Consider the following 16,118-nt stretch of genomic DNA (forward strand, 5'->3'; position numbering starts at 1 on the left):
AGCGAACCGCACACCCTTGAAGGAGAAAGTCCCATGCAACACCTGCACAACCGCCGCGCCGTGATCACCGGCGCCGGCAGCGGTATCGGCGCCGCTATCGCCCGGGCCTACGCGGTGGCGGGAGCACGCCTGCTGCTGGCTGACCGCGACCCCGCGCGCCTGGCCGAGAGCGCCCAAGCCTGCCGCGAGCTGGGCGCTGAAGTCGTCGAATGCGTGGCCGATGTCGGCAGCGTCGATGGGGCCCAGGCCGGAGTCGATGCCTGTGTCGAGCATTTCGGCGGCATCGATATCCTGGTGAACAACGCCGGCATGCTGACCCAGGCGCGCTGCGTCGATCTGTCCATCGAGATGTGGAACGACATGCTGCGGGTCGATCTCACCAGCGTCTTCGTCGCCAGCCAGCGGGCCTTGCCCCATATGCTGGCGCAGCGTTGGGGGCGGATCATCAACGTCGCCTCGCAGTTGGGAATCAAGGGCGGCGCCGAGCTGACCCACTACGCCGCGGCCAAGGCCGGGGTCATTGGTTTCACCAAGTCCCTGGCCCTGGAAGTGGCCAAGGACAACGTACTGGTCAACGCCATCGCCCCGGGGCCGATCGAGACGCCGCTGGTGGCCGGCATTAGCAGCGCCTGGAAAACCGCCAAGGCCGCCGAGCTGCCCCTGGGGCGCTTCGGCCTGGCCGATGAAGTGGCGCCCACCGCGGTGCTGCTGGCCAGCGAGCCGGGGGGCAACCTGTTCGTCGGCCAGACCCTGGGCCCGAACTCCGGGGATGTCATGCCATGAAGGAGGGCTGAGCATGTGCGGGTTATGCGGGCTGCTGGGCGAAGACGTGCACTGGAGCGACCCGCTGGGGGATGAACTGCCCCGGCGTCGCGAACGCTTGCGCAGAATCGCCGCGATCAACCGGGTACTGGTGCCGTTGCGGCTCAAGGTCGAAGACTTCCAGGGCTCGGCCTATCTGCTGCTGGGGGCGACCGGCCGCCAGGAACTGGCCAGCGGCCTGGAGCAGCTGTGGAGCCTGGCCGAATCCATGCTCGGCCGGCCCCTCGATCCTCTGGACCCTGTGATTCTCAAGCACCTGGAGCAACAGCCATGAGCCTGCCCCTGAACGTCATCACCGGGTTTCTCGGCAGTGGCAAGACCACCTTGCTCAACCGCCTGTTGCAGGACCAGAGCCTGGGGGACACGGCGCTGCTGATCAACGAGTTCGGCGATATCGGCATCGATCATTTGTTGGTGCAGGAGGTGGCGCCGGACACCGTGCTGCTGCCCAGCGGCTGTGTCTGCTGTTCGGTTCGCGGCGAACTGAAAGAGGCGCTGCTGGCGCTCCTTGCGCGGCGTAGCCGGGGCGAGGTTCCGGCCTTTCGCCGGGTGCTGCTGGAAACCACCGGGCTGGCCGACCCGGCGCCGATCCTGGCCACGGTGAACAACGATCCGCAATTGCGCGGGCGGGTGCACATCGGCCTGCTGGTGACCCTGGTGGATGCCAGCCACGCGGCGTTGCAAGAGCGCCTGCACCCGGAGTGGCTGGCCCAGGTGGCGGCCGCGGATCGCTTGCTGCTGAGCAAGACCGATTGTGTCGACGAAGCAACCCAGGCGGCATTGCGCGAGCATTTGCAGCAGCTCAATCCCGGGGCCCCCCTGTTGCTGACCCAGGCGATCCAGAGTGGCGATCAGCTGTTGCTGGGGGAGGGGCTGCGCGGCGCGACGGCCGAGCGGGAAGTGGCGCGCTGGCAGTTGCAGGGGCCACTCAAAGCGGCTGCGCCACAGCATGGCGCGGCGCAAGTGTGCAGCCTGGAGTTCGAGCAAGCCCTGGATTGGGTGGGCTTCGGGGTCTGGTTGTCGATGCTGCTAAGATGCCACGGCGAACGAATTCTGCGGGTGAAAGGATTGCTCAACATCAACGCCAACCAGGCCCCCATCGTCATCCATGGCGTGCAGCATTGCCTGCACGCACCCGTGCATTTGCCCCGTTGGCCCAGTGCCGACCATCGCTCGCGGCTGGTGTTTATCCTGCGCGGGCTGGAGCCCGAACAACTGCGCCGCTCCTTCGAGGTGTTCGCCCGCAGTTTCGCCCCGGCCGCCGGGGAGAGTGCCTGATGGCGGCGACGCAACCGGTCACCCTGCGGGTGCTGGGCACCTCGGTGACCCTGCTCGAATCCCTGCGGGTACGCGCCGAGCAGGACCTGGGCATCCGCCTGGTGTATCAGGTACACGATGTGGAGCAGGCCCAGCGCATCGCGGTGATGCAGCCGGATAGCTACGACCTCTATGACCAGTGGTTTCACAACGTCGATTTTGTCTGGCCGGCCCAGGCGATCCAGCCCATCGATACCCGGCGCATTGCCCTGTGGCACGAGATCAACGACCTGCCCAAGCGCGGGCGCCTGTCGCCGGACGATCGCCTGGGCAGTGGCAGCGTGCCCAGCGAACGGCTCTATGTGCAGCACGACGGTAGCCTGGGCAGCACGGCCAGCGAGCGCATCAGCATGCTGCCGCTGACCCACAACGCCGACAGTTTCGCCTACCGCCCGGAGCGCCTGCCGGCGGGCTTTTCCAGCGCCAACGAAAGCTGGGGCTGGCTGCTGGAGCCGGCCTGGAGCGGGCGCATTGCCTTGCAGAGCGATGCGGCGATCGGTGCCCTGGACGCCGCCCTGGCGGTGCAGGGCTGTGGCCTGGAATCCTTCAAGGACATCGGCAACCTGAGCATCGAAGAGATCGACCGGCTGGCGCAGATCCTGGTGCGCAAGCAGCGTGAAGGGCACTTCGCGGCGTTCTGGTCGGACGATGAAGAGGCCGCGCAACTGATGCTCAGCCCGCGCATCGATATCCAGAGCCTGTGGTCGCCGACGCTGATGCGCCTGCACCGGGCGGGGGTCAAATACCGCCTGGCAGTGCCGAAGGAAGGTTACCGCGCCTGGTTCGGCGGGCTGTCGTTGTCGCGCCACGCCAAGGGCGCGGTGCTGGATGCAGCCTATGCCTACCTCAACTGGTGGCTGTCGGGCTGGCCCGGTGCGGTGATGGCACGCCAGGGCTACTACATCGGCAACCCGGCGCGTACCCGCGATCACCTGAGCAGCGCCGAGTGGGATTACTGGTACGCCGGCAAACCGGCCCGGGAAGAGTTGCCGGGCAGCGACGGCGAACCGCTGATCGATATCGGCGAGACCCGCGATGGCGGTTCCTACCCGCAGCGCATGGGGCATATCGCCGTGTGGAACTCGGTGATGGACGAGCACAACTACCTGGTGCGGCGCTGGGGGGATTTCCTGCGGGCGGGGCGGGTCGCGGGCCGGGGCAAAGGCTGAAGGTCAAAGCCCCAGGCGCGCCAGCTGGCGCAGGTCGGCGATCACCGCGGGGTTGCCGCCTTCGAGCACATCCAGGCGCATCTGCGCGATCAGCGATTTCAGCAGTTGGGTCTGGCTCATCCGGGTGGCTTGCAGCAGGCGCGCAAGATCCTCGGCCACATAGTGGTTGACCTTCAGCGACAGGCGTTTCATGGCATGCACGGCAGGCAACTGGCGGGCCTCGGCCTGCTCGGCCAGGTACGCGACGAAGCCGCTGTGCACTTGCTCCAGGGAAGACGCCGCGGGGGCGCTGAAGTAGTAGCCGAGGAACAGTTTGCGCATCTGCACTCCGGCATCCGGGGCCACGCAGTGCATCGCCGCATCCAGTACATCGAGGTAGACCGCCGGCAGCCGCGCCTCGATGGAGGTCAATGATTGCTTGCGCGCTTCCTTGATCGCCGGTGTGGACTGGGGCGGGATGGCCACCACCGTGGCGCAGAGGTCGCAAACCCCCACCAGGATGTCCCGGGCCAGGCCATGGCCGTCGCTGAAAGGGACGTCGCTCCGCAGGTAGGTGATGCCGACGACCTGTTGGCAATGCTCGCAGAGCGCCTTGCCCCGGTCGCCTTGCAGAAAGAGTTTCATGGGTTGCCCTCATCGGTGAACGCTGATGAACCACGCATCTGGCTCGATAAAGTAGAACTTGATGTACCCGCCGGCCTTTTTCAGCACGTGGACCGCGATGCCCGGGACGCTGTGGTGGGCGCTGCAACTGTGGTCCTGGCCCTTGCAGGCATTGATGACTTCGATCAGTTGACTGGTCGAGACCTCGCCGGTGGCCAGCAGGTTCTTGACCTCGATCGAGCCGCGCGCGGCATGCAGATAGTGGCCGCTTTGTAAGGCATTGATCAGGTCCCGCCTGACCTTCCTGAAGCCTCTGTCCATGACGTCTTCTCGTTTGTACGATAACTTTCGTACATAATCAATGAAAAGTTGACTGAAAGCGCCCAAAGGCATTTCAGCGGTTTTCAGGGGGGCGTCGATCTTAGCCCGGCAGGTGCGGGCGGCAGGGCTTGGCTAACGGTTTGCAATACATCCGTGATGGCCAACGGCTGGCCTGTTGCGGTGCGTCCGATGCACCGCAGCCAGTTGCCGTCAGAAGAAGCGGGTCACGCTGATCTTGGCGTTGCGCCCCAGGCTGGATGCGTTATCGCCGCTCAGTGGTGGGCGATAGTCACGGTTGAACATGTTGTCCAGGGTGAAGTTGACTTCGGTGCCCTTGAGGTAAGGCTGCTGGGGTTTCCAGTTGGCGAACAGGCCGTGCACGTTGTAGCGGTCGTTCTTGTACTGGTCCCAATAGGCGTCGCCCAGGGCGCTGCCCGGACCGCCGGCATAGATGTCGCTGGGCACCCGGTCGGTCTGGCGCACCCACTGGCCCTGCCAGCCTACTTGGGCATCCCACTGAGGAATCTTCACCCCCAGGCTGGCCACCCACTTGCGTGGCGGGATGTCCCGGGCCCAGACGTTCGGCCCCCAGGGGTTGGTGTAGGCCCCTTCATGCTTGCCGGTGATCCATGAGTAGGACAGGGAGCCGAACAGGTAGGTCGAGTCGTAGAAGCTTTCCACCTCGAAGCCCTTGATGGTCAGGTCGCCGATGTTGCGATAGACCCCGATGGTCGGCTGGTTGCACACCTGGCTGATGCTCTTGCCGCTGGTGAGTTGCTCGGGGCAGCCGATCCCGAGGTTCTTCATGATTTCGTCTTTGATGGTGTTGTGGAACAGCGTGGTACGCACCTGTACGCGGTCGGCCTGGGTGAACACGTCGGAGAAGCTGGTGATGTTACCGGCGCGCAACGCGGTGATGCGTTCCGGGTCGAGGTCGCGGCTGGTGGCGGAACGGGTGGAGGCGGCCGACTGGACCTCGTACTGCTCGTCGATCACCGGCGCGCGCCAGGTCTTGCTGTAGTCGGCAAACAGGGCGAATTGCGGGGTCACTGTCCAGAACGCCGACAGCCGAGGCGACCAGCCGGTGTAGGTCTTGTCGCCGTAATCGTGGCCCGCCACCGGGTCGGGGCTGTTGTAGAACGGTGCGTCGTTCTTCTCGCCGCGGTTGCGCACATGGTCGTAGCGCAGGGACGGGGTCAGGGTGAAGTCCCCCAGGGTGATGGCGTCCTGGATGTAGAAGGCATTGTTGTCGACCTTGCCGTGGGGCATGAAGCCCGGCTGGTAGTGGCCGTAGTTGTACTTGGGCACTTCATAGGTCTTGCCCGGCATCCACATGTCCACTTCGCGAGTGTGCTTGCGGATCTGGAGGCCATTGGTCAGCGCGTGTTCCAGCGGGCCGGTGCTGAAGCGGCTGGTGTTTTTCAGGGCCAGGATCTTGTCGTCATAGCCCACGGTGATCTTGCGGCCACCGGAGGCCGGCTGGAAGAAGGCGTTCGGCCCGCGTTCGTCGGTCTGGTCGGTGGTGGAATCGGAGTACTTGGCCTCGAAGTCGATCCATGGATTGTCCACGGGGGTGTACTGGTACTTGGCGATCCAGGTGGTGTCGATGGTATTGCGCTGGGCCAGGAAGCGGCGGGTGGCGCCGTCATAACCGTACTTGTTGATGTCGCTCTGGCTCGGTGGCGTCGGGTAGCTCTTGGCCGAGAAGGGCGCCCAGATGTCGCTGTTGGAGCGCATGTAGCTAAAGCCCAGGCGATGTTCGTCGGTCAGTTGCATGTTCAGCTTGAACAGCTCGCCTTCCATGTCCTGGGCGGTATTGGGCAGGCGCTTGGGGTTGATCGGGTAGGCGTTGCGCGGGTCGGGCTGGGCGCTGGCGATCTTCATGTCGTCGCCGTCGCGCTTGGTCCAGTAGGCCAGGGCATCGAAGCGGTGATCATCGGTACGGCCGTACACCGCGCCGGTGTAGGCCTGTTCATGGCTGTTGCTGCTGTAGCCGTACTTGACCATGGCGCCGGCGTTGCGACCTTCCTGCAGCAGGTCCGGGGCGTCCTTGGTCTCCATGTGCACGGTGCCGCCGAAACCACCGTTGCCGGTCTCGGGGGAGTGCGGGCCTTTTTCCACTTCGATGCGCTTGATCAGCTCCGGCTCGATGAACACCGAACCCTGCTGGTAGCGTTCGAAGCCGCTCTTGGTGGCGCCATCAACGCTCATCGGCACGTCTTCGGCATCCCCCAGGCCCCAGATGTTGATGGTCTGGCCGCCGGGTTTGAGCGAGCCGCCCAGGCTCACGCCGGGCAGGGTGTCGATCAGGCTGACCACGTTGGTGGCCTGGTGGCGATCGATTTCCGCCTGGTTCAGGGTCGAGCGGCCGACACTGGAGGAATCCACTTCGGTGCCGTTGCCGATCACGCTCATGGCCCCCAGTTGCAGGGCCGAACCACTGCTCAGGTTGGTGTCGGCTGGGCGCACGATGTAGGTGTTGTCGACCTTCATCAGGTTGAACCGGCCGTCCTGCAGCAAGGTGCGGATCGCCTCTTCCGGGCTGTAGTCACCCTGCAGGGCCGGCGCCTTGGCGTTGCGCAGCAGTTGCTCATCGAATAGCAGTTGGATCTTCGCCTGCTGGGCGATCTGGCTCAGGGACGCGGCCAGAGGCTGCGCCGGCAACTGGAAATGCAGCGGCCCGGCCTGGGCCTGCAGGCTCAATGCCAGGCAGGCGGCGAGCAGGGTCGGGCGGGTACGGACTAACGGAACAGGCAAGAGCGCGCGAAACATGACTTCCCCCAGAGCGGCTTAAAGGCCAAAAAAGCGCTGCGTACAGATCGCAGACGGGAGGAAGACGCGGCAGTGAAAAAAAACCTCATATGCGAATGCAAAATATTCTCATATGAATGAATCAACGAGCTTCAAGTCTCAGCTGGCCGTTGGCCAGGGGGACGGCTTTTACCGGAACCAGCACGGGCAGTGCCTTGATCAGGGCGTCGGGGTCGTTGACATCGAGGTTGCCCGAAACCTTGTAGGCCCCCAGCGAACCCTCGGCCAGTTGCACCGGCTGGCGCCGATACAGGTTCAACTCGTCCACCAGGCTGGCCAGGTCGCGGTTGCGAAAGGCCAGGTGCCCGCTGCGCCAGTCCGCCACCTCATCGCTGTCCAGGGTCTGCTGGCGCAGGGTGCCTTTGTGCAGGTCATAGGTGGCTTGCTGGCGGGCGCCGAGCAGGGTCAACTCCCCGGGCTTGCCGTCCGGGCTGAAGGCCACCTGGCCGTGGGCGACGCTGACCACCAGCTGGCGCTGGCCACGACGCACGTCGAAGGCGGTACCCACCACCCGCACTTTGGCCGCGCCGCTGTGCACCCATAGCGGGCGCTCCTTGTCGGCAGCCACTTCCAGGTACAGCTGGCCCTGTTGCAGGTAGATATCACGCTGCTGGGCGCTGAAATCCACTTTCACCTGGGTATTGGCGTTGACGTACAGGGTGCTGCCATCGGGCAGCTTGAAGGCGCGGGCGCCCTTTTCCTGGGCCGCCACCTGCTGGATGTAGGGCCCCTGGGGCGTGCCCAGGTTGACGGCCAGCACCGCACAAAGCACCGCGGCGGCTACCGCCAGGGCCGGGCGCCAGGGGGCGGGCTTGCGCCGGGGCAGGGGGATGGGCCGGCTCAGTTGCTGCAATTGCGCAAGATCGACCCACAGTTCTTCGAACTCGGCATAGGCCCGGGCGTGGGCCGGCTCGCTGACCCAGGCATCGAAAGCCTTGCGCGTGGCGCGGTCCGGGTCGTTGCGGTTGCGGGCGAACCAGCTGGCGGCCTCGGCGTCGATCTGCTCGCTGTCGAGGTCGTTGTGGGTGCCGGAAAAGCGGGTCATTCAGGCTGCTCCTTGCCGTTTTCTCGTTCTAGGTGCCGCTTGCAGTGCAGCAGGGCAAAGGCGATGTGTTTTTCCACCATGCTCACTGAAATGCCCATGCGCTCGGCGATCTGCGTCTGGCTCAGCCCTTCGAAGCGGTGCAGCATAAGGGCTTCGCGGCGGCGCGGCGAGAGTTGGGCGAGGACTTCTTTCAACTGTTCCAGGCGTTGCAGGCGCTGGGCCGCAGGCAGGGGCTCGTGCTGTTCGTCGGCCAGGGGTTCGTTGTCCAGGCTTTGCTCATGGTGCCCGTCGTGATGAGCCCGGGAGCGTACCTGCTGGCGCCGCCAATGATCACGCAGCAGGTTGCGTGCCATCTGGAACAGAAAGGCCCGGGGCTGTTCGACCTGGGCCCGGTCACGGTAGTCGAGCCATTGGGTGAACACGTCCTGGGTCATGTCCGCCGCGTCGCTGGCGTTGTCCGTGCGTTTACGCAAAAAATGCAGGATGTCCGCATAGAACCCGCGAACAGAGTCCGCCGACGCAGAGTCGGGCTTGGAGCGAGACATGGATATCCTTCTTGACGACGCGGTGAGCACAAGGTCGCGAATGATATCGAGAATTATTGCTATTTGTCATCCGGGCGATTGATGATCCACCAGCACCGCCTACGCACCCGAAATACCCTTCCTCGCAGGAGCGCGCTTGCCAGCCAGGGTGCCCTTGCGAGCGATGCCAGGCTTGCGGCCCTTCGCCGGCAAGCCGGCTCCCACAGTGCAGAGGCGGGGTCTGTAGGAGCTGGCTTGCCAGCGAAGCGGTTCAGATGACGAAGAAGCCGTGGGTGCCATCCCGGCCCAACTGCGCCACGAGGCCGAATTCCCAGTCCAGGTAGCCCTGCATGGCCTCTTTCGGGTTGTCGGTGCCCTCATAGGGGCGCCGGTAGCGGTCGATCCGGGGTGAAGCCAGTTGCTGACGGCTTTCTTCCACGGGCAGGCCGGCTTCGATCCACGCCGCGGTGCCACCGCTGAGGAGGAACACCGGGCGCTGGGTCAGGGCCTGCAATTGAGGCACCACGAAGCGCGCCAGCAAGCTGCTGCCGCAGGTCAGGACATAGCGCTCCGGCTGTGGCAACTGGGCCAGGGCTTCCTGCAACTGGCTGGGCAGCACCCACCAGGCGCCGGGGATGTGGCGCTGCACGTAGTTGGCGCTGGCGGTGAAGTCCAGTACCAGGGTGCCGGGCTCCTGAAGCCAGGTGGCGAGGGTGCGGGGGCTGATTTCTTCGGCCGGCGAGGTGTCCGGCAGTGGCGCCTGCCAGGGGCCGCGCACGCTGAAGTCGCTGTCGCGCAGGCCGTCCAGCACCGCCACCTGCCAGCCCATCTGGGCCAGCCAGGAAGCGCTCATGTTGGCGCGCACGCCGTCGTCGTCCACCAGGACCAGGCGCGCACCGCGCACGCTGGCGAAGTGGTCGGTTTCCTGCACCAGTTGCCCGCCGGGGGTGGAGCGGGCGCCGGGCAGGTGGCCGGCGGCGAATTCCTCCGGGGTGCGCACATCGAACAGGTAGCTGGTGCGCTTGGGGTCGGCCTGCCAGCGCCGCCACTGGGCCAGGTCGATGCGTGCCACGTCGGCGCGGTCGGCCACGGCCCGAGCGGCTTCTTGGGCCGGGGCCCGCTGGGCCTCGTTGATGGCCTTGAAGCGCCGGCTCTGACCGTGTTCGAGCTTCTGCCCGGCCAGGGTCCAGCCGATGGTGCCATTGCGCAGCGCCGCCACCGGGTTGGGAATGCCGGCATTCACCAGGGACTGGGTGCCGATGATGCTGCGGGTGCGCCCGGCGCAATTGACCACCACCCGGGTGCGGGGATCGGGGGCCAGCTCACGCACCCGCAGCACCAGTTCGGCCCCGGGCACGCTGGTGCTGCCGGGGATGCTCATGGTCTGGTATTCGTCGAAGCGCCGGGCATCGAGCACCACCAGGTCGGCCTGCTGGTCGAGCAGCGCCTGGAGCTCTTCGGCGGCCAGGGACGGGGTGTGGCGCTCGGCTTCCACCAGTTCGCCAAAGGCCTTGCTCGGCACGTTGACGTCCTTGAACAGCTCGCCGCCGGCGGCGCGCCAGCCCTCCAGGCCGCCTTCGAGCAGAGCGACATCGCTGTAGCCCAGTTGCCGCAGGCGCGTGGCGGCGCGTTGGGCCAGCCCTTCACCCTGGTCATAGAGGGTGATCGGGGTGTCGCGCCGGGGGATGCGCGCATACACCTCCAGCTCCAGTTTCGACAGCGCGATGTTGGCCGCGAACAGCGGGTGGGCCTCGGCGAAGGGCGCTTCTTCACGCACATCGATCAGTGCCAGTTCCTGGCGGTCGAGCAGGGCCTGGCGGATCTGTGCCGGGCTGCGGGTCGGGAAATCGGTCATTGCAGGGGCTCCTTCGACAAGTTCCAGAGGTTAGGCAGCAAATGGTTGGAGTAGCCGGAGACAAAGGGTTTTTCCTGGCCGTCCAGGTCGTACACGGCGCGCTGCACGGCACCGATATTGGCGCCATACACATGGATGCTGACGGATACCCGATCGGCATAGGCATTGCTCACCTGATGGATGTCGCCAATGCGTGGCGACACCGCTTCCACCTGGCCCGGCACCAGGCGCAGCGGCGCGCCGGCAGGCTGCAGGCGGCCGTCGGCCAGGCGTTCGAACCCCTGGCTGTCCTCGGCGCCGCGCAGCATGCCGATCAGGCCCCAGACCCGGTGGTCGTGGATCGGTGTGCGCTGCCCAGGGCCCCAGACGAAGCTGACGATGGAGAAGCGCTGGCGCGAGTCGGCATGCAGCAGAAACTGCTGGTAGCGCTGCGGATCCGGCTGGGCGAAGGCCGCGGGCAGCCAGTCGTCCTGGCTCACCAGCTGGTGCAGCAGCGCGGCGCCCTGGTCCAGCACCCGGGCTTCATCGGGATGGCTGTCCAGCAGCTCGGCCAGGGCGGCGATAAAGTCCCGCAGGCGGGCGAAGTTGGCTGATTCGATGGCGACTGTCGTGGCGTTGTGGGGCATGGGCTCCCTCCGTGGACACAAGGCAAATGACGCGAACTACACGGGCGAGCTAAAAGGTATTATTCTTATCGAACATTTTTCCAGTCATTTATTATGCGAAAAAAGAATGAAGATAGATGATCTGAATGCGTTCGTGGCGGTAATCCGCTGCCAGACCATCAGCCAGGCGGCCGATGCCCTGCAGTTGACCCAGCCGGCCATTACCCGCCGGGTGCAGAATTTCGAGGAAGCCCTGGGGGTGGAATTGCTGGACCGCAACACCAAGCCGCTCAAGCCCACCAGCATGGGCTTGCGGGTCTATGGCCAGTGCCTGGAAGTGCTGCGCAGCATCGACGCGCTCAATGAACTGGTGGCCAATGACGGCGCCCCCAGTGGTGCCCTGCGCATCGGCGTGCCGCAGACCATCGGCGATGTGGTGCTGCTCGATGCCCTGAGCCAGTTGAAGGCGCTGTATCCGCAGTTGCAGACCTCGGTGGCCACGGGCTGGGGCAGCCACCTGTTGAGCAAGGTCGAGAACGGTGAGCTGGATGTGGTGGCGGCGCTGTTTCCCGCTGGCAAGGTCTTCCCCGAAGGGGTGGTGGGCCGTTCCCTGGGCAGCATGAACCTGGTGGTGGTGGCGGCCAAGGGCGAGGTGCGCAAGCGCTCGTGCAAACTGGCCGACTGTTACCAGCGCGGCTGGGTGCTGAACCCTGACGGCTGCGGCTTTCGTGCCGGCCTGCAACGGGCGCTGAGCGCACAGGGGTTGTCGTTGCAGATCAACCTGGAAACCTTCGGTACCGAGCTGCAACTGGGGTTGATCGCCAATGGCCTGGGCTATGGCCTGGTACCGCTACCGCTGCTGGAAAACAGCAGCCATCGGGACAAGCTGGAGATCGTCCCGGTCAGCGACTTCAAGCCGGTGATCGACCTGTGGCTGATCCACCCTCGTTTCCTCGGCAACCTGCAAGAACCGGTGAGCATGTTCGGCGAGATGGTTGCCGCCCGGGTCGGCAAGGCTGCGCCGTAGGAGCTGGCTTGCCCGCGAAGGCGCCCTCAAGGCCCGCGCCAACCTCAGGGGCTGTTCGCCGGAAAGCCGGCTCCTTCGGATTGTTTTTGATTATTGATTTGCATGTCTTGGCAATCATTGAATGCAATTTTTGTATATTAAGTTAGAACCAAAACGAATTTCACGGACGTTTTTTATGTAGTTAGCATGGGGCTCGAACGCGCTGAAATAAGGATGTTGCGATGCCTGCGCCAGCCCCCCTCACCTCGTCCCGTCGCTGGGCCGAGCGCCCCGGATACCAGCTCCTGGGCAACCTGCTGCTGCGCCTGGTCAGCCCGTTGCTGCTTCTGCTGGTGTGGGAACTGGCCTCGCGCAGCGGGCTGTTGCCGGCGCGGATCATCGCCGCTCCCAGTACCATCGGCGGCACCCTGTGGCAGATGCTCGGCAGCGGCGAACTGGCCGGGCACCTGTGGGTGTCCCTCAAGCGCGCCCTCAGCGGCCTGGCCATCGGCGTCAGCCTGGGCACGCTGCTGGCCCTGGTGGCCGGGTTGTCCCGGCGCGGTGAGCTCGCCATCGATTCCCCCATGCAGATGCTGCGCACCCTGCCGTTCCTGGCCATAGTGCCGCTGTTCATTCTCTGGTTCGGCGTGGGCGAGACGCCGAAGATCGCGCTGATCGCCCTGGGCACTACCTTTCCTATCTACCTCACGCTGTTTTCCGGCATTCGCAGCCTCGATCCCAAGCTGGTGGAGGCCGCGACCCTGCTGGGCCTCAAACGCTGGGAACTGATCGTCCACGTGATCCTGCCCGGGGCCCTGCCGGCGTTCTTCGTCGGCCTGCGCTATGCCTTCGGCATCAGTTGGCTGGGGCTGGTGGTGGTGGAGCAGATCAACGCCAGCGCCGGTATCGGCTACCTGGTCAACGACGCGCGGGACTTCATGCGCACCGATGTGATCGTCATCTGCCTCCTGGTCTACAGCGTGCTCGGCCTGGGCATCGACGGGCTGGTGCGCGGCCTCGAACGTTGCGCCCTGGCCTGGCGCCCGACCTTTATCAGGAACTGACCCATGACTTTGTCATTGCCCCAGCAGGGCCGCTTGCGCGCTGCCGTCGAATGCCGCCGGATCACCCGGCGCTTTGCCGGGCAGGCGGTGCTCGATGGCCTGGATCTGGACATCGCTCCCGGGGAGTTCGTGGCCCTGCTGGGCAGCAGCGGTTCGGGCAAGACCACCTTGCTGCGAACCCTGGCCGGGCTGGAGCCCATCGACCAGGGCCAGTTGCAGGTGCCTTCGGCCATGGCCGCGGTGTTCCAGGAGCCACGGCTGATGCCCTGGAAGCGCGTGTGGCGCAACGTTGCCCTGGGCGTGCGCGGGGCCGGGGCCCGGGAGCGGGCCGAGGCAGCGCTGGAGGAGGTCGGGCTGGCCCACCGGCTCAATGCCTGGCCAGGCACCTTGTCCGGCGGCGAGGCCCAGCGAGTGGCGTTGGCCCGAGCCCTGGTACGCGAGCCGCACCTGTTGCTGCTGGATGAGCCCTTCGCCGCTCTGGACGCCCTGACCCGGATCCGCATGCATCAATTGATCATCCGCCTGTGGCGGGTGCACACCCCGGCGGTGCTGCTGGTGACCCACGATGTCGACGAGGCACTGCTGCTGGCCGATCGGGTGCTGGTGCTGGCCAACGGGCAAATCGCCGAGCAATTACCAATCCGCCTGCCGCGTCCGCGTCAGGCCTCCACCCCGGGGTTCCAGGCACTGCGCGCGCGGTTGCTGCAACTGCTGGGTGTGGAAACCGAGGCCGAGCCGGCCGTCGACATCTCCCTTCCCTTGAGCAGGACTGCCAGCCGATGAGCCTTTCCAGCGTGCAACCGTCTCCGTCCGTGTCCCGTCCCGTCCCTGATCCTGACTCCAGCGAGTTCGCCGACCTGCTGCAGCAACTGAGCGAAGAATTCGCCGCCACCGCTGCCCACTATGACCGTCACAGCGAATTTCCCCACGCCAACCTGCAACGCCTGCACCAGCATGGCCTGCTGGCCCTGACCGTGCCCCGGGCCCTGGGCGGCAGCGAGGCGACCCTGGCCCAGGCGCGACGAGTGATAGGCGCCGTGGCCCGGGGCGAGCCTTCCACCGCGCTGGTGCTGGTGATGCAGTACCTGCAGCACACGCGCCTGCAACAGAACACGGCCTGGCCGCTGCACCTGCGCCAGCGCGTGGCCCGGGAGGCGGTGCAAGAGGGTGCCCTGATCAACGCCCTGCGGGTCGAGCCGGACCTGGGTACTCCGGCCCGGGGCGGTTTGCCGGCGACCCTGGCACGACGGGTCGAGGGCGGCTGGCTGCTCAGCGGGCGCAAGATCTACTCCACCGGCATTCCCGGGCTGACCTGGCTGGCGGTCTGGGCCCGCAGCGACGAGGCCGAGCCGCAAGTGGGTACCTGGCTGGTCCACCGTGACAGCCCCGGGATCAGCGTCGAGGAAACCTGGGACCACCTGGGCATGCGCGCCACCGGCAGCCACGACGTAATCTTCGATGAGGTGTTCGTGCCCGAGGAACAGGCGGTGGATATCCAGCCGGCCCACGTGCCCCGGCCCTCCGAACTGGACAGCAAGGGCGTGCTCTGGCTGGCGGTGCTGCTCTCGGCCATCTACGACGGCGTGGCCCGGGCCGCCCGCGACTGGCTGCTGGGCTGGCTGGCCCAGCGTGCCCCGGCCAACCTTGGCGCACCGCTGTCGAGCCTGCCGCGCTTTCAGGAGCTGATCGGGCGCATCGACGCCTTGCTGCTCAACAACCGGGTGCTGCTCGATGCCGCCGCCGAAGGGCGGATCGCCCCAGGGGAGGCGACCCAGATCAAATACCTGGTGACCAGCAACGCCATCAACGCCGTGGAGCTGGGCATCGAAGCCATCGGCAACCCCGGGCTGGCCCGGGGCAACCCCATCGAGCGGCATTACCGCGATGTGCTGTGCAGCCGCATTCATACCCCGCAGAACGACGCGATTCTCGGTGCCGTGGGGCGCGCCGCCTTTGCCTTGCCCAGCCGCGGAGCCCAGGCGTGACGCGCATCGCCAGCCAGCTCGACGAGCCCTTCAACCAGCGGTTGCGCCAGTGGCTGCCGGGGGTGGACGTACTGAGCCTGCCTCGGGGCCTGCCGTGTGGCTTGCCCGCCGATATCGAGGTGCTGCTGGCTGCGCCCCACGCCGATTTTCGCGACGCGCCAGAGCCGCCGGCGGGCTGGCCGTTTGGCCTGCGCTTCGTGCAACTGGTGACTTCAGGCCTGGATTATTTTCCTCGCTGGCTGTTCCAGGACCTGCCGGTGGCCAGTGCTCGGGGCAGCACCGCCGAAAGCATTGCCGAGTTTGCCCTGGCAGCGATCTTCGCCGCCGCCAAGCAACTGCCCCAGGTGTGGATCGAGCGCGCCGAGCACTGGCAGCAACGGCCGCTGGCCACGGTGGCCGGCAGTACCCTGGGGCTGTTCGGCTTTGGCAGCATCGCCCGGGAGCTGGCGCCCAAGGCCCAGGCCCTGGGCATGCAGGTGCTGGCCCTGCGGCGTTCGGCGCAGCCGTTCGAGGTGCCCGGGGTGGAGGCGGTGGCCGACCTGCATGAGCTGTTTGCCCGCGCCGATCACCTGCTGCTGGCGGTGCCCTTGACCGAGCAGACCCGGGGCATCATTGACGCCGATGTACTGGCAGCGGCCAAGCCAGGGTTGCACCTGATCAATATCGCTCGCGGTGCGCTGATCCATCAGCCGGCGCTGTTGCAGGCCCTGGACACCGGGCGCATCGCCCTGGCCAGCCTGGACGTGGCCGACCCCGAGCCGTTGCCCGAGGGGCATCCTTTCTATCGCCACCCGGGTATTCGCCTGTCGCCCCACACCTCGGCCAATTCGCCCCGGGTCTACCTGAATATCGCGCGCCTGCTGGGGCGCAATCTCCAGCGCTGGGGCGATGGTTTACCCCTGGAAAACCCGGTGGAGATCCAGCGTGGCTACTAACGCGCGGCTCCAGCCTTGGCTTGCAGCGTTTCGTGTAGCCGCTGCCGCAGGCTGTG

The 16,118-nt window shown here is 66.0% G+C and carries 16 protein-coding genes; 9 read left to right on the forward strand and 7 right to left on the reverse strand.

What is annotated here, in order from left to right:
- The first annotated feature begins 33 nt into the window (after nt 1-33).
- The 4 genes from KCG88_RS15335 to KCG88_RS15350 are packed head-to-tail and all read left to right on the forward strand — an operon-like array spanning nt 34 to nt 3,308.
- The gene (locus tag KCG88_RS15335; RefSeq protein WP_210712657.1) at nt 34-783 is read left to right on the forward strand and encodes an SDR family NAD(P)-dependent oxidoreductase; all 750 of its coding nucleotides are present in this window, start codon (nt 34-36) and stop codon (nt 781-783) included.
- A 13-nt stretch (nt 784-796) separates the two neighbouring features.
- The gene (locus tag KCG88_RS15340) at nt 797-1,096 is read left to right on the forward strand and encodes a hypothetical protein (protein ID WP_011059708.1); all 300 of its coding nucleotides are present in this window, start codon (nt 797-799) and stop codon (nt 1,094-1,096) included.
- Complete coding sequence (locus KCG88_RS15345; protein ID WP_210712658.1) at nt 1,093-2,100, forward strand: GTP-binding protein; 1,008 nt, start codon at nt 1,093-1,095, stop codon at nt 2,098-2,100. Before KCG88_RS15340 ends, KCG88_RS15345 begins: the two co-directional genes overlap by 4 nt.
- The gene (locus tag KCG88_RS15350) at nt 2,100-3,308 is read left to right on the forward strand and encodes an extracellular solute-binding protein (protein WP_047284273.1); all 1,209 of its coding nucleotides are present in this window, start codon (nt 2,100-2,102) and stop codon (nt 3,306-3,308) included. Before KCG88_RS15345 ends, KCG88_RS15350 begins: the two co-directional genes overlap by 1 nt.
- 3 nt (nt 3,309-3,311) lie before the next feature.
- Here KCG88_RS15350 and KCG88_RS15355 read toward each other — a convergent pair whose 3' ends face one another.
- The 7 genes from KCG88_RS15355 to KCG88_RS15385 form a co-directional block, all read right to left on the reverse strand.
- Nucleotides 3,312-3,932 (reverse strand): hypothetical protein, encoded by a 621-nt coding sequence (locus KCG88_RS15355; protein WP_210712659.1) that lies wholly within the window; start codon nt 3,930-3,932, stop codon nt 3,312-3,314.
- A gap of 9 nt (nt 3,933-3,941) precedes the next feature.
- Nucleotides 3,942-4,232, reverse strand: coding sequence for a hypothetical protein (locus KCG88_RS15360; RefSeq protein ID WP_246882701.1), 291 nt, complete (start codon nt 4,230-4,232; stop codon nt 3,942-3,944).
- 210 nt (nt 4,233-4,442) lie between these two features.
- The gene (locus KCG88_RS15365) at nt 4,443-7,004 is read right to left on the reverse strand and encodes a TonB-dependent receptor (RefSeq protein ID WP_210712661.1); all 2,562 of its coding nucleotides are present in this window, start codon (nt 7,002-7,004) and stop codon (nt 4,443-4,445) included.
- Nucleotides 7,005-7,125: 121 nt separating this feature from the next.
- Nucleotides 7,126-8,088 carry a FecR domain-containing protein gene (locus KCG88_RS15370; RefSeq protein WP_210712662.1) on the reverse strand — a complete coding sequence of 321 codons (963 nt, stop codon included), beginning with the start codon at nt 8,086-8,088 and terminating at the stop codon, nt 7,126-7,128.
- Complete coding sequence (locus KCG88_RS15375) at nt 8,085-8,633, reverse strand: RNA polymerase sigma factor (RefSeq protein ID WP_047284278.1); 549 nt, start codon at nt 8,631-8,633, stop codon at nt 8,085-8,087. Before KCG88_RS15375 ends, KCG88_RS15370 begins: the two co-directional genes overlap by 4 nt.
- A 250-nt stretch (nt 8,634-8,883) precedes the next feature.
- The gene (locus KCG88_RS15380; protein WP_210712663.1) at nt 8,884-10,467 is read right to left on the reverse strand and encodes a rhodanese-related sulfurtransferase; all 1,584 of its coding nucleotides are present in this window, start codon (nt 10,465-10,467) and stop codon (nt 8,884-8,886) included.
- On the reverse strand, nt 10,464-11,093 hold the full coding sequence (locus tag KCG88_RS15385; RefSeq protein ID WP_210712664.1) for a cysteine dioxygenase: 630 nt from the start codon (nt 11,091-11,093) through the stop codon (nt 10,464-10,466). The genes KCG88_RS15380 and KCG88_RS15385 overlap by 4 nt, the downstream gene beginning before the upstream one ends.
- 106 nt (nt 11,094-11,199) lie before the next feature.
- Here KCG88_RS15385 and KCG88_RS15390 point away from each other — a divergent pair, with 106 nt between their 5' ends.
- From KCG88_RS15390 to KCG88_RS15410, 5 genes are all read left to right on the forward strand, one after another.
- Nucleotides 11,200-12,099, forward strand: coding sequence for a LysR family transcriptional regulator (locus tag KCG88_RS15390; RefSeq protein WP_047284281.1), 900 nt, complete (start codon nt 11,200-11,202; stop codon nt 12,097-12,099).
- Nucleotides 12,100-12,320: 221 nt separating this feature from the next.
- Nucleotides 12,321-13,142: an ABC transporter permease gene (locus tag KCG88_RS15395; RefSeq protein WP_015634466.1), complete on the forward strand. Its 822-nt coding sequence runs from the start codon at nt 12,321-12,323 to the stop codon at nt 13,140-13,142.
- 3 nt (nt 13,143-13,145) lie between these two features.
- Complete coding sequence (locus KCG88_RS15400; protein ID WP_011059720.1) at nt 13,146-13,925, forward strand: ABC transporter ATP-binding protein; 780 nt, start codon at nt 13,146-13,148, stop codon at nt 13,923-13,925.
- Entirely contained in the window at nt 13,922-15,127 is a 1,206-nt protein-coding gene (locus tag KCG88_RS15405) for an acyl-CoA dehydrogenase family protein (protein WP_047335897.1), read from the forward strand. The genes KCG88_RS15400 and KCG88_RS15405 overlap by 4 nt, the downstream gene beginning before the upstream one ends.
- Nucleotides 15,124-16,062 (forward strand): D-isomer specific 2-hydroxyacid dehydrogenase family protein, encoded by a 939-nt coding sequence (locus tag KCG88_RS15410; RefSeq protein ID WP_210712665.1) that lies wholly within the window; start codon nt 15,124-15,126, stop codon nt 16,060-16,062. Before KCG88_RS15405 ends, KCG88_RS15410 begins: the two co-directional genes overlap by 4 nt.
- Nucleotides 16,063-16,118 lie beyond the last annotated feature (56 nt).

It is taken from the genome of Pseudomonas sp. MWU349, assembly GCF_017947325.1.
Classification (GTDB): Bacteria; Pseudomonadota; Gammaproteobacteria; order Pseudomonadales; family Pseudomonadaceae; genus Aquipseudomonas; species Aquipseudomonas protegens.

Bases quoted from the DNA above. Each gene is read 5' to 3' on its own strand.
- KCG88_RS15335 (WP_210712657.1), top strand. From the start codon at position 34: ATGCAACACCTGCACAACCGCCGCGCCGTGATCACCGGCGCCGGCAGC.
- KCG88_RS15340 (WP_011059708.1), top strand. From the start codon at position 797: ATGTGCGGGTTATGCGGGCTGCTGGGCGAAGACGTGCACTGGAGCGAC.
- KCG88_RS15345 (WP_210712658.1), top strand. From the start codon at position 1,093: ATGAGCCTGCCCCTGAACGTCATCACCGGGTTTCTCGGCAGTGGCAAG.
- KCG88_RS15350 (WP_047284273.1), top strand. From the start codon at position 2,100: ATGGCGGCGACGCAACCGGTCACCCTGCGGGTGCTGGGCACCTCGGTG.
- KCG88_RS15355 (WP_210712659.1), bottom strand. From the start codon at position 3,932: ATGAAACTCTTTCTGCAAGGCGACCGGGGCAAGGCGCTCTGCGAGCAT.
- KCG88_RS15360 (WP_246882701.1), bottom strand. From the start codon at position 4,232: ATGGACAGAGGCTTCAGGAAGGTCAGGCGGGACCTGATCAATGCCTTA.
- KCG88_RS15365 (WP_210712661.1), bottom strand. From the start codon at position 7,004: ATGTTTCGCGCGCTCTTGCCTGTTCCGTTAGTCCGTACCCGCCCGACC.
- KCG88_RS15370 (WP_210712662.1), bottom strand. From the start codon at position 8,088: ATGACCCGCTTTTCCGGCACCCACAACGACCTCGACAGCGAGCAGATC.
- KCG88_RS15375 (WP_047284278.1), bottom strand. From the start codon at position 8,633: ATGTCTCGCTCCAAGCCCGACTCTGCGTCGGCGGACTCTGTTCGCGGG.
- KCG88_RS15380 (WP_210712663.1), bottom strand. From the start codon at position 10,467: ATGACCGATTTCCCGACCCGCAGCCCGGCACAGATCCGCCAGGCCCTG.
- KCG88_RS15385 (WP_210712664.1), bottom strand. From the start codon at position 11,093: ATGCCCCACAACGCCACGACAGTCGCCATCGAATCAGCCAACTTCGCC.
- KCG88_RS15390 (WP_047284281.1), top strand. From the start codon at position 11,200: ATGAAGATAGATGATCTGAATGCGTTCGTGGCGGTAATCCGCTGCCAG.
- KCG88_RS15395 (WP_015634466.1), top strand. From the start codon at position 12,321: ATGCCTGCGCCAGCCCCCCTCACCTCGTCCCGTCGCTGGGCCGAGCGC.
- KCG88_RS15400 (WP_011059720.1), top strand. From the start codon at position 13,146: ATGACTTTGTCATTGCCCCAGCAGGGCCGCTTGCGCGCTGCCGTCGAA.
- KCG88_RS15405 (WP_047335897.1), top strand. From the start codon at position 13,922: ATGAGCCTTTCCAGCGTGCAACCGTCTCCGTCCGTGTCCCGTCCCGTC.